Raw genomic sequence first — 11,701 nt, forward strand, 5'->3', positions numbered from 1 at the left:
ATGAAACAGAAAATGCAAATTTTGATACCTATAGCTGCAACTTCGCCTTTTTTCGACCAGGAAGAATTCTACTTCCCCAAGCCATTAGTCGATCTTGGCGGAAAGACAATGATTGAGCATTCAATTAATGCTCTCCGCTCCGAGTTCGGCGACGCAAAATTTGTATTCCTAGTTCGGCAGGAAGACATCGATAGGTTTTCTATCGATACGGTAATCAAGCTTCGCGCCGGCAACGAAGTTGTTGTTATCCCGGTCAGCAGCGAAACAGAAGGTGCACTTTGTACATGTTTATTAGCGGTAGACCACCTGGATTTAGAGGCCCCGATTCTAATTGCTAATGGCGACCAAGTGATTACATCGCCAATTGCTGGGCTATTCGATGAAGTAAAAAAGAAAAATGCCGTAGCCGGGGTTGTGACTTTTCCTTCTGTGCATCCGCGTTGGTCTTATGTGCGGATCGGTGAAGATGGCTGCATTTCTCAATCCGCCGAAAAGAGAGTTATCAGCGAAAACGCAATTTCCGGCTTGTATTACTATGAAAGCGCCCAATTATTCATTGATGCCGCCATGAACTCGATCAGGTGCGAAGACCGACATGATGGAAAATACTTTATCTCCTCCACGTTAAACCAAATAATTATCGAAGGGAAATCAATTGCGAATTTCTCTATTGCTGCCAAACATTATCATAGCTTCTACACGCCTGAAAAATACAAAGAGTATGTTGAAAAGTTTTATGGCCGCGCCACCGAAAAACAAGAGGTTGTTCTCGTAGTTCCAGGCGCTGGTGAAGGAAGCCGGTTCGCAAAAGACGGGTGGCTTAAACCGAAGCCGTTTATTGACGTCGGCGGCAAACCAATGATCGAGCGTGTTTTAGAAAATGTTCGCCCGCGAAACAGCAAGGTAGTAGCACTTCTACGCTCTGATCATATTGAGAAAAATGTGTCCATCGTTGATCGGATCGGTAGAGTTGCAAGCGTACAATCTGTCGAAAAGCTCACCGAGGGAACACTGTGCACCGTTATGTTGGCGAGAAAGCATTTTAGTGATTCCGACATTATAATAGTCGCTAACTCTGACCAATTAATTGATTTTTCTGTCGATGACTTCGTCGATGACTGCGTAAACAGAAATCTGGATGGTTCTATCTTGGTGTTTAAAGATCCCGAATTGAATCCAAAATGGTCATTTGCAAAAGTAAATGAACATGGTCTCGTGGAGGAAGTAGCCGAGAAGAAAGCAATTTCAGAATATGCTACGGTTGGAGTTTACTTATTTAGGCGTGCGGATGCATTGATTAAGGCGACCGTGGACATGATCGCTAATAATGATAGAATAAACAACGAATTCTACACATGCCCTGTATATAACTATATGATTGATGAGGGCGCTCGTATTGGAATATACGAGGTAGAAAAAGAAGCTATGCATGGGCTCGGAACACCGGAGGACATGAGGGAATTTTTCGCTCTTAAAGGGATGCCAAATTCAAAAGATGAGCCGCTTCAATGAAGTCGATCATCCCCTTAGCCGGTCCTGGGTTTGTCAACCCTGACGGATCAGTTAAATCAGAAACGATTGTTGACGGATTACCCCTTCTCAGGCGCGCTCTTGAAAGCCGCCATTGGTGGTCTTCCGGGTTGGTAACTGATAAAGACCTAATATTCGTCCTTCGCGATGACCCTCAAAGTCACCGCTTTCACCAAGAAAAGCTAGCTGTTTGGTACCCTTTGTGTAGATGCGTGTTTTTATCTCACTACACCAAGGGGGCGGCTTTTTCAGTTTTAGGAGCGTGCGGCCTTCTGGAAAACTTGAGTGAAACGATTTGCTTCGATCTGGCGGACATATTATTTCAGTTTGATCAGAATCCAATGAATTATATTGACAAGGAGGACGTCGGTGCCCTTGCTTTAACATTTTATTCAAATAAGGAGATCTATTCCTATTTGCGTCGAGATGAGAGCAACCGGGTAGTTGAGGCTGCCGAGAAGAGAGTTATTTCTAACGAAGCTTCCGCAGGGGTATACTTCTTTAAGTCGATTTCAGTTTACTTAAAGGCACTTGCGATGGTTCTAGAATCGGGAGACCGATTTACTCATCGAGGACTTCATTTCATTTGTCCCGTTTTTAACGGCGTATTATCCCAGGGGCTTTCTGTCGAAGCAGTAAATGTGGATAATGTGCAGGACATTAAATTATAACACATAGGCCGAGGACTCGCGTCCTCGGTCTATTTTGTGTCAATGCTGCTTTTTCCCCATCCACCACTTCATAAATAGCACTTCTGCCCCACGCGGACCCAGATAAGCCAGCGCAGCAATGAGCCCCGTCGAAATCGGTTGCCCGAGGCCGAGCCACCCAGCTAGGCCTTCACCAATCAACGCCATGCCGATGGCGATCGGCAGTTCCCACAACAGTTCCGGGCCGAGGGGGCGGCGGTGGGCACGGCGAACTTCCTGTACATGCCACATTGCCCGCCCGATAATGGCGCCGATGATGGTTGTTCCGGCGCCGCCGAACCAGGCGTTCAGCACCTCGGCCACCGTTGAAATCTTCTCAGACATCCCCTGCCCCTTTATTGTTCTCCGGGTGCCAGACCGGCGGCGTTAAGCGCAGGGCCCTTGGTCCGATTGGCGCTCTTGCAATCGAGCGGCGCCAGCCGCTTGGCAGCCTACTGTTGATATTGCAACTCGGCGGCTTTGCCGCTGGTTCGTCCGTCACGTCCCGCCCCCTTGCAGTGCATTGATGGTGTCTGCCTTGGCAGCATTTGTGGCCCGGCAATCGGCAAGCGCTTTTCGGTCCCTACCCCACAGCCGATATTCAGCCGTCCGATCCGTGCCAGCGGGAATAAACACAGGTGCATCACAATCAACCATGATGCTGGCCGAGACGCTGGCCTTGCGGTCAGCGGTCGGTTGCGCCAATGGCGTTGAGAGCGTTTCGCACCCCGTCAGGCATAGCAATGCAGGTAGGAGCGGCACCCGCCCCAGCAGCCGCATTCGGTTTCGGATTATCCTTTTCCCTTTCCTCGGCAAGCGCTGCCTCAAGGGCTGCGACCTGCCCAACATGCGCGGCAATGGTGGTGACCAAAGCCGCATCGGCAGCATTGATTTGTTTCTGTTGGGCTTCGATCTTTGCGAGCTGAAGCAAGTCGGCCTTACGTTGGGCTTCGGCCCATTGCTGGCGGATCTCAGTCCGGCCAGCCTCTTTCAGCGACGACGCCCAGCGATGCAGGCCTAGCCCGCCGATAATGACGGCAACAATCAAGGCGATGCCGCGCCAGTCGAGCTTTTTTTCGCGGAGCGCCTTGAGAGCACTCCAGGCAGTCAGGGCGATAGCAATCATCGGCAATCACCATCGTGATCCGGGTCATGGGTCGGTTGCCAACCAACCGGAGGCTGGGGCCTCATCATCCCCGCAGGACCATCGCGCCAGGTGTTGATCAGGATCTTGGCAAGCCCCAACAATCCGACAATCTTCAAGGAAACCGCTTCGCTAAAGAACGGCGTCCAGTCGAACAACGCCAGCGCCGGGATCGCAGCAATGAGCGTGTTGATGATGTTATGGAGGAGGTTGGTGTTCATGCCGCACCCACCAGCGCCGCATGGAAGGCCTTGCCATAGCCAGCAACAACGCTGGCGCTTTCCGTGCTGTTGATAATGCGGCGGGCATTCATCCAATCGGACTTGGTGCCTTGGAAGTAGGTGGCCAGCTTGACGCCGGTGAACAGGCCGTCGCTCATGCCGATAAACATCACCTTCAGGGCTATATCTTCGCGCATCGCTAAAATTGGATTAGCCACCAAATCAACGCCAATGGCATTTCCCAACGTGTTGTAGTTGCCCTTGTGCGTGAGCTGGACATAGCCACGTCCAAGCCAGCTCTTGCCATCGGCTCCAATCCGCCAATAAGCCGACTTGACCCAAGGCATCGTGCCTTTCGCCCAAGAGCGATCCAAAATGGCGATAGCCTGTTTATCCGTCGCAGCGCGCGTTTCACGCACCGGCTGCATCGTCTGGGCGGTTTCGTGGAAGGCCGTGGCAAACATGTAAGCCAGCCACCGCAGATCGGTAATCGTGCTGGCCTGCCAGGTGTCGAGAATGGCCGTGATGCCATTCACCTGATTTTGCGTCAGCGCACCGCCAAACAGCGACGTCCGCACCGCCGCGAAGAATTTCGCGCGATCCATAATGATCATCCTTTTCTTGGATCTTTTGGCTGCAATCCTCTCGCAGCCCGTTGCAAATTAGTTCGCTATTTGCTATCATTAGTTAATGAAAAAAATCGCATATAGCAAATCATCATTAAAGGTTCTTCGCCGCTTGCCAACCAACGAGGCAAAGCGGATTGCCCAGAAGATCGAGCAATATGCGAGCGATCCGCAGTCCATGGCGAACAACGTGAAGGCACTGACCGGATCACCTTACATCCGGTTGCGGGTCGGTGATTGGCGGGTGATCATGGACGATCAAGGGAGCGTCCTTGAAATTCTCAAGATCGGCCCGCGTGGTAGCGTCTACGAATAGGAGATGACAATGCAGACCATCATTACCCCGAACGGCGAAACGCTGGTCGTGCTGCCCCTGGCAGAATACGAAAGCCTGATCGACCACAGCGACATTGCAGCAGCCGATAAGGTCAAGGCGGATATCGCCGCAGGTGACGACGAGCTTGTTCCCGCCGAAGTCGTCAACCAGCTTCTTGCCGGTGAAAATCCGGTCAAGGTCTGGCGAACCTTTCGGAAGATGACGGCGCGGGAATTGGCCGAACAGGCCGGTATCAGCGCGCCCTATGTTTCAGAGATCGAGAGCGGCAAGAAGGACGGAAGCTTTGCGACGATGAAGAAGATCGCAGAGGCTCTTCGTGTCGATCTGGACGATCTGGCGTAGCTCTCTATTCTTCGTGAACCGTAAGAGGCATCACAGATCCGCCATGGTCCTCGACAGGCAGAGTTGGCGTATCCGGCACCAAGTCCGGCGCTTCACCCCTGACATAATCAGGATCATGCGGAGCCAGCCGCCGCAGCGCCTCTGCCAACCGGTTCGACAGACTGTCCACCGCGCCCGCATATTGATCGGCCTGCTGTTCCAGCAGCTTGTTGCGCTCACGCAGCGCTGTTTCGAGAATGCTCATGGCTCAAGCCTCCGCGCTTTGGGCATCGGGCCAGGTGAAGGCCGGCAGCTCGGTGAGGAACTCGGCGATGGTGGGCATCGGCCGCTGTTTGGCGATCACCTTCTCCAGCTCGACCAGGGAATAGACCCAGACATCAGACCGCCAGTCCTTCAGCGCTGCGGCCTCGGTTGCAAAGGTCGCGTGCTTGTCGCCAACATATGTGACGGCGGTGGTCAGGCTGTCATAGCCGCGCTCACGCGCCTTGGAGTTCATGAACTGCTGGATGGCCAGTTGATAGCGAGCCTTCAGCGTCTCGTCGGAGATCGGCACGTTGACCCAGCCGTCGACCGTGCTGGCAACGAAGTCCGGGATAGCCGGCAGTTCGGTCGTGGATGACAGATAGGCCCGCTCATCACTCAATAGCTGATCTTGGATGGCCTGCTGCTCTTCCGAGTTCAGGTCGTTTGTCATATGAGCCGCGACGCCGTACCAGAAGGTGCGGGCATTGAGGATCTGCTGGCGACCAAGCCACCAGGCGGCCATGGCTACCCAGCGGCTGGAGCGGCCGGCCGTGACCTCGACAATGACGCCATCGACCATGGCCTCATACATGCTGCTGATATTGTACATGTCGGTTTTCCTTTCGTTACCAGTCGAGTTCGCGGAACACGCAGTATTTGATCACCATGCTGGCGCTGTAATTGTTCTTGAACGTGAGGGTTTTGCTGGAGAGGGTCAGGCGGGCGTAGTACCAATTGCCCGGCAGCTGATTGAGATTGTTGCGCAGCACGATGAACGGATAATAGGTGTAGGTGCCGGTCAGGGTGACGGTGACCGTCGCGCCTGATGCGACCGTGACGAGGCCCTGCTCGAATGGCACCAGCCCTGACAGATTTTCGTAAAAGGCAAGCTGCGTGGGGTCGGTGATGGCGGTCACGTCATAGCCCGCCTTGGACACCCGGATCTGATAGCTGTTGCCGTTCTGGCCGATGAAGATCCTGTTCGCCATCACGCGGCCCTGTTCTTGAAAATCATGTAACAGAACTGAAACCTGTTGGTGTCGTTCGAGGTGTCGAGAATGACCACCTTGGCCCGTAGCGTCGTGTTGTTGGCAAGCCAGGCCCCGGTGTAGCGCAGGATCGAGCTTTGCCCGTCGCTGGCGCTGAGTGCGTTCGCCATGTTGCTGCGCCGGTCGTTCTGCCCCCAGGTGGTCGGGTAAAAGCAACTGCCGACTGGTAGATCGGAAAGCCCGCTCAGGCGATTGTAAAACGAGGCATGGAAGATCGGCGTGTAGCCCAGATCCGGAAAGGTGATCTCACTGTAGTAGATCGTCGCTGTCAGCGTTGAGGTGTTGTAATAGGTGTTCTGCATATTGACGCTGCCCTTGACGTGCAGGTCCAGCGTCTCGAACCGCGTATCGAGCAAGCGGCTCTTGGTGGGTGCATAGACATCATCGCCGGGCTGGCTGATGAAAATACCGACTTCGCCGTTCAGGCTGCCAATGTGAATTCTGTTGGTCATTGGGAGATCGCAAACACGATGTAGCGGATGACGCCGGTAAAGCGCTCGTAATATCCGGCCGCCGCCAAGGCACGTCGAGGAATGGTGATCGATCCGTCCGCAATCGTCGGCGGTGTGCTGGCAAACTTGTTGCCGACCGGCTCCGTACACATCATGCCGACGCCGCCTTGGGACTGGAAACTGTTGGCAAGCGGTGTGTAGTCATTGAGGACATAGGCCGCAGGCGCATAGCCCACGGTCGGGAACGTGATGACAAGCGGCGCGCTCGTTGTTGTCGCATAGGCCTCTGACCCGGAACCATTGGCGGGCGCGGGGTCGGTGGTCTGCCCCCGCGCGATGATCAGGCCGGTAAAGCCCCAATTGCTGTCAAAGACCTTGTTTTGATCGGCGACGGAAAGATCCGCAGCGTCATAGCCTTCCTTGGTGACGATCATCCGTCCAGGCGTGATCGATAGCCTGTTGCTCATTACTGTCTCCAGTCTCGTTAATCGGTGATCAGGATCGTGCCGGCGTTGAGGGAAATGATCATCTTGCCGTTCGAGCTGCGGATCTCGCCGGCTGTCACGGTGCCAAGGTTTGCGGTGATGGCGGAGAGGCTGTTAACGGCAAGCTTGTCGGCGGTGATCGAGCCATCGACAATGAGTTCTGAGGCGTTGCGCTTGTTGACCACAAAGCCACCCACATAAACGTCACCTGTGGTCGCTGTGCGCCACACGTAAGCCGCCATCACAGCCTGAACTGCGCCAGCGGGCGCAGTCAGGTTGATGGTTGTCGTGACGACGCCCGATGACCTGTCGCCTGCCACAAAGTCGTTATAGCTTATGGTCCCACCAGAGCTGTTCAACCATTTGATCCGCAGCAAAGGGGAGTAATTGCCGGAAGGGCAAAGCGCTGTCCCTGTGACGCGATATTGCGCCCCTGGCGTCACTGAGAATGTTTTACCCAACAGCTCTTCGCTGTAGCCTGTGCGCCCGGCAACATATGGGTATCGAGCTTGCGAGCGAGAGGCCATGCCGCCAACGTATGGATCTGTCCACGACTGCCAATTGGCCCCAACCCAAGAGTTTCCGAAGTCTTGCATCTGATTGTCAGGGACAAGATTGGTAAAATCCGTCAGCACCAACTGCTTGGCGGTGACGGAATTGGCCGCAAGCTTATCTGTACCGATGGTTTCGGCGGCAATGTTGGCACCGGTAATCGTCGAGGCCGCAATACTGGTACCAACAACCGAACCAGCCGCAAGAGCAGGTGTGGTGATCGCACCAGCGGAGATCTTGGAAGCAACGACGGAATTGGCCGCTAGGCTGTCTGTATTCACCGATCCGGCAACGATATTACCGTTTTGGATAAGCACGACGCCGCTCGAAGACCATGGCGTCGGCTCGGACTGATTGGCTGTCGCCTCCCCGAAGAACGGCTTGTGGATCCACAGATAGCTATTCGCCTGACCGTTGATCGTGCCCTTATGCCGGAAAAACACATAAGCATACACAGAGCCAGCCGGTGCCTGCGCTTTAAACCAAGCACGTTGGTAATTGGACAGCTGCTTGCCCGGATCAATGTTTTGATTTGCAGGAAACACACCATTTGTCGCGCCGTTTGCATTTTCAGCATGGGCAAATTTCAAGACCCCGCCGTTCTTGTCGACAAACGCAATGTAAGGCTGAATGCCATTGCAACGGTGTCCGAGATAATAAACAGATAGTTCGTACTGCTTGCCCGCTTCGACAGACACAAAATCGTAAGCCGCGCCGTCTTTGCGATAGCTAACACCCATTTCAATCCCTTGGGTGCCATTGAGCTGCAACATTTCAAGTGCGCCCGGGGTTGGCGCAAATGTATCTGTGCGCAAATTTATTTGCCAATTCGCTGCAAAATCAGAGTTAGTGTATTCTAGCTGCCACCCGGTTATGCCCGCCGAGAAGTCAGAGTTCTTGATGAAGTTTGCACCTTGCCCAACCGCCAGCAGATTGGTGGTGATGGCACCGGACGCCACCTTTGCCGTCGTCACTGCACCGGCAACCAGTTGATCGGTATTGACAGCACCGGAGGCAATCTTGCCCGCTATGACCGAATTGGCCGCCAGCTTGTCCGTGGTCACAGACCCGACCGACAACATATTGGCGATGATGCTGCCGTCGATGACCAACTCGGCGGCATTGCGCTTTTGGACAACAAACCCGCCAACGTAAACATTGCTGTTCGTGGCGGTTCGCCACACATATGCACACATGCGTGCCTGTGTTGCGTTGGTCGGTGCTGTCAGATTGACAGTTGCTGTTCTGTAGCCAAACCCGCTATCCCCATACAGAAAATCATTATAGCTGATTTCCGCCCCTGCTGCCGTGTACCATTTTATGCGCAAAAGCGGCGATTGGTTCCCGTTCGAATAAGCCGAGCCTGTGACGCGATACTGCCCACCTTGCGTTACCGGAAAGATTTTGCCGGTTAGTTCAGGACTGTAGTTAGTTTGGCCCGCGACATAGCTGTAAACGGCCTGTGATCTGGACGCCATTCCGCCAAGATATGGGTCCGTCCAGGATGACCACCCCGCTCCAGACCAGGAACTGCCAAAATCCTGCATCTGGTTATCAGGCACCAGATTGGTAAAATCCGTCAGTACCAATTGCTTGGCCGTGACAGAATTCGCCGCCAGATTATTCGCGCCAATGGTGTCGGCGGCAAGCTTGGTCCCGGTGATAATGCCGTCGGCGATCTTGGAAGCGACAATCGCAAGGTCTGCGATCTGCGAGCCGATCAACTGCCCGGTCAGTTCAGCCGTGGCCACTGTCTTGACATAAGCCGCACCGTTCCAGCGATAGGCCTCGCCATTAAACGTGACATAGGCAGACACGCGGCTGGTCGGCAGCGCGCTGACAACGCGCACTGGTTCGATGCTGGCCGCAAACTTGGTCGCATCAACCGCCTGGGCAGCAAGCTTTGCACCCGTCACTGCTGCCTCGGCAAGCTTGTCGGCAATGACAGACTTTGCCGCCAGGATCTCTTGCGTCACCGCCTCGACCTGGAGCTTGGACGTGCCGACCGCCGCATCCGCCAGCTTCAGATTGGTGACCGCCTCATCCATGATCTTCGACGCCGTCACCGCAGCGTCGGCGATCTTCGATGACACAATCGAACCGTCGAGAACATCAGTTGATTCCGACAGATTCAGCGTAGTGACAGAAAGCCAGTCAGACGCCACGGTTTCCCGGCTGGACACCGGAACCAATTTGCCCTGCACCTCATATTCCGTCAGGGCCAAGCACCAGGCCCCAGACAGGGTCCAGGTCGCAGCGCCAGCATAAGGATGGGCATCGCTATCATAAACAACAACGCCCGTGGCTTTGACGCGCACCTTGACCCAAACCCGCGCCACGTCATCCAGATCGGCAGTGCAGGAAACGACAATAGCGGGTCTGCGATCCTGGCTGTCGCTATCGGTGACAGATCCCGCGACAACGCTCCAGCCTGTCGTGGACTGCGCAGCAGGCACGCCGCTGGACACACTGCCGGTGACCGGAGCCTGATAATCGCTCCCCTGATTCCAATCATAGTCAGCCGGATCGACTTCCGTGATATCGAGGACAACATCAAGGTTGGGCTGATCGAGAACACCATCGACCCGAAACCGCTTCTCGACATAACCATTGCGATTGCTGGAGGTGGCGACAATGTCACCCGGCTCCAATGCCCCGAACTTTGGCGGCATGGAAATGGTGTGACGGCGGGCGCGACGCGCTTCCTTCAGGGCCGATTGCATCAGCCGCTGCACCTGGGCAGCGTAAGGCACGAAGTCGAGGCTGACATCCGACAGCAGACGACGGTTGCCGTCTTCCACCTCATAATCGCCGTTATAGAGCGGCGGGGCTTCCGTCATGTTCCAGGCGTCGTCCGGCGATGGATAAGACGCGGAGATCCCGTTGATGGTGTCGGACAGGCCGAAGAATGGCGCAAAGCTCTGCTCTTCCGTGGATAGAATATCCGCATCGGTGAAGGTCATGACCGGTTCGTCCGACACGCCGATGAATGGCTTATAGGTGCCGCCGATCTCGGCAAGCCGCCCGTTGCAGGCGGTCAGCATCGCCTGTGCCGCATCCTGCAAGGCGGCACTGACCTGCACCTCAGCACCAGAGCGATAGGTGGCCTCCAGGCCATCAGCACCTTCAATCAGGGTGCGGCATTTTCCGATCTGGGCAATCCAGTGGCTGGCAGGCAAGCGCCGTTCGGTGACGGTCTGGAGGCCATAGAGCCATTGACCGTTCCAGCGGATACCGCGCATCAGGGCATAGAGCTGGACAACAGGCAGGCGGTCGCCATCGCCGCCCCAGGTCGAGGCGTCGCTCCAGCGCTGTGCACCATTGCCGCCAACCGAGCTATCCTTGGAGGGATCATAAAGCCGCATACCATCCAGCACGAACTTGAAGGATGGGAAGCCGGAAAACAGCTCCTGGTTCACGCGCGAGGTGGCAATCACATAGGCAACGCCATGGCCGACCCGGGTATTCTCGTAAGGGCGGGCCGTGGACGAGACGCGGTTGACCAGAAAGCTATCGGCTTCAGTCTGCGTGCCATCGTAAAATTTGAGCCAGAGGTAATCGGTATTGCCCTTGCGGTAATCGACAACCGGCCAGCCGTATTCGGCATGCGGATGATCGAAATCGATCTCGCAGGCGACGCCATTGACCACCGCCACCAGCAGCGACTTGATCGGCGCATCGGCCAGCGCAATGACCTGCGTGACATAGGCGTTGGGCGTCTTGCCCGCATTGCCCCAGGTATTGGCATAAACCAGAGAACCAGCCGTCGCCGTCATGCCAAAAATGATCGAACGCGGCACGGTGCCACCAGACTGCAATTGCCCATTGACGGCAAAGCTTGCCGTGGAAGCCTTGTTCTTGCCCGCCACAGCCGAGGCCAGATAGTTCAAACCAACGCCGACGGCGGCCTTCAGCAGCGTCGAGCCGATAACGCCCATACCGCCGATAAAGGTCGAGACCGCGCCAATAGCCGACGCCACGCCGCTGACAATGGCGGCGATGCCAGAAAAGATTGCCATGGATAGGATACC

Annotated in this window: 14 protein-coding genes; 4 read left to right on the plus strand and 10 right to left on the minus strand. The window is 55.2% G+C overall.

Annotated features, from left to right (window positions below; translation table 11 throughout):
- Together H1Y61_RS11865 and H1Y61_RS11870 are read left to right on the plus strand one after the other, a co-directional pair.
- Entirely contained in the window at positions 1 to 1,512 is a 1,512-nt protein-coding gene (locus tag H1Y61_RS11865; RefSeq protein WP_197971640.1) for a glycosyltransferase family 2 protein, read from the plus strand.
- On the plus strand, positions 1,509 to 2,201 hold the full coding sequence (locus H1Y61_RS11870; protein ID WP_174110655.1) for a glycosyltransferase family protein: 693 nt from the start codon (positions 1,509 to 1,511) through the stop codon (positions 2,199 to 2,201). Before H1Y61_RS11865 ends, H1Y61_RS11870 begins: the two co-directional genes overlap by 4 nt.
- 39 nt (positions 2,202 to 2,240) lie before the next feature.
- Here H1Y61_RS11870 and H1Y61_RS11875 read toward each other — a convergent pair whose 3' ends face one another.
- The 4 genes from H1Y61_RS11875 to H1Y61_RS11890 form a co-directional block, all read right to left on the minus strand.
- Complete coding sequence (locus H1Y61_RS11875; protein WP_174110654.1) at positions 2,241 to 2,564, minus strand: phage holin family protein; 324 nt, start codon at positions 2,562 to 2,564, stop codon at positions 2,241 to 2,243.
- A gap of 340 nt (positions 2,565 to 2,904) precedes the next feature.
- Positions 2,905 to 3,345 carry a secretion protein HylD gene (locus H1Y61_RS11880; RefSeq protein ID WP_180572732.1) on the minus strand — a complete coding sequence of 147 codons (441 nt, stop codon included), beginning with the start codon at positions 3,343 to 3,345 and terminating at the stop codon, positions 2,905 to 2,907.
- Positions 3,342 to 3,584, minus strand: coding sequence for a hypothetical protein (locus H1Y61_RS11885; protein ID WP_180572733.1), 243 nt, complete (start codon positions 3,582 to 3,584; stop codon positions 3,342 to 3,344). The genes H1Y61_RS11880 and H1Y61_RS11885 overlap by 4 nt, the downstream gene beginning before the upstream one ends.
- The gene (locus tag H1Y61_RS11890) at positions 3,581 to 4,189 is read right to left on the minus strand and encodes a glycoside hydrolase family 19 protein (RefSeq protein ID WP_180572734.1); all 609 of its coding nucleotides are present in this window, start codon (positions 4,187 to 4,189) and stop codon (positions 3,581 to 3,583) included. The genes H1Y61_RS11885 and H1Y61_RS11890 overlap by 4 nt, the downstream gene beginning before the upstream one ends.
- Positions 4,190 to 4,274: 85 nt before the next feature.
- Here H1Y61_RS11890 and H1Y61_RS11895 point away from each other — a divergent pair, with 85 nt between their 5' ends.
- Complete coding sequence (locus tag H1Y61_RS11895; RefSeq protein WP_015915847.1) at positions 4,275 to 4,526, plus strand: type II toxin-antitoxin system RelE family toxin; 252 nt, start codon at positions 4,275 to 4,277, stop codon at positions 4,524 to 4,526.
- A 9-nt stretch (positions 4,527 to 4,535) separates the two neighbouring features.
- On the plus strand, positions 4,536 to 4,889 hold the full coding sequence (locus tag H1Y61_RS11900; protein WP_156556254.1) for a helix-turn-helix domain-containing protein: 354 nt from the start codon (positions 4,536 to 4,538) through the stop codon (positions 4,887 to 4,889).
- A 4-nt stretch (positions 4,890 to 4,893) separates the two neighbouring features.
- Here the strand turns inward: H1Y61_RS11900 and H1Y61_RS11905 are convergent, their stop codons facing one another.
- Genes H1Y61_RS11905 through H1Y61_RS11930 form a run of 6 tightly spaced genes read right to left on the minus strand, consistent with a single transcriptional unit; the run spans position 4,894 to position 11,689 of the window.
- Positions 4,894 to 5,133, minus strand: a complete 240-nt coding sequence (locus H1Y61_RS11905) for a hypothetical protein (protein ID WP_180572735.1) — start codon at positions 5,131 to 5,133, stop codon at positions 4,894 to 4,896.
- A gap of 3 nt (positions 5,134 to 5,136) precedes the next feature.
- Positions 5,137 to 5,742 carry a hypothetical protein gene (locus H1Y61_RS11910; RefSeq protein ID WP_180572736.1) on the minus strand — a complete coding sequence of 202 codons (606 nt, stop codon included), beginning with the start codon at positions 5,740 to 5,742 and terminating at the stop codon, positions 5,137 to 5,139.
- Between the two features lie 16 nt (positions 5,743 to 5,758).
- Positions 5,759 to 6,121, minus strand: coding sequence for a hypothetical protein (locus tag H1Y61_RS11915; RefSeq protein ID WP_180572737.1), 363 nt, complete (start codon positions 6,119 to 6,121; stop codon positions 5,759 to 5,761).
- On the minus strand, positions 6,121 to 6,633 hold the full coding sequence (locus H1Y61_RS11920) for a hypothetical protein (protein ID WP_180572738.1): 513 nt from the start codon (positions 6,631 to 6,633) through the stop codon (positions 6,121 to 6,123). Before H1Y61_RS11920 ends, H1Y61_RS11915 begins: the two co-directional genes overlap by 1 nt.
- Positions 6,630 to 7,100 carry a hypothetical protein gene (locus tag H1Y61_RS11925; RefSeq protein WP_180572739.1) on the minus strand — a complete coding sequence of 157 codons (471 nt, stop codon included), beginning with the start codon at positions 7,098 to 7,100 and terminating at the stop codon, positions 6,630 to 6,632. Before H1Y61_RS11925 ends, H1Y61_RS11920 begins: the two co-directional genes overlap by 4 nt.
- A 17-nt stretch (positions 7,101 to 7,117) precedes the next feature.
- Complete coding sequence (locus H1Y61_RS11930; RefSeq protein ID WP_180572740.1) at positions 7,118 to 11,689, minus strand: phage tail protein; 4,572 nt, start codon at positions 11,687 to 11,689, stop codon at positions 7,118 to 7,120.
- Between the last annotated feature and the right edge of the window lie 12 nt (positions 11,690 to 11,701).

This window comes from Agrobacterium vitis (assembly GCF_013426735.1).
GTDB classification, from domain to species: domain Bacteria; phylum Pseudomonadota; class Alphaproteobacteria; order Rhizobiales; family Rhizobiaceae; genus Allorhizobium; species Allorhizobium vitis_D.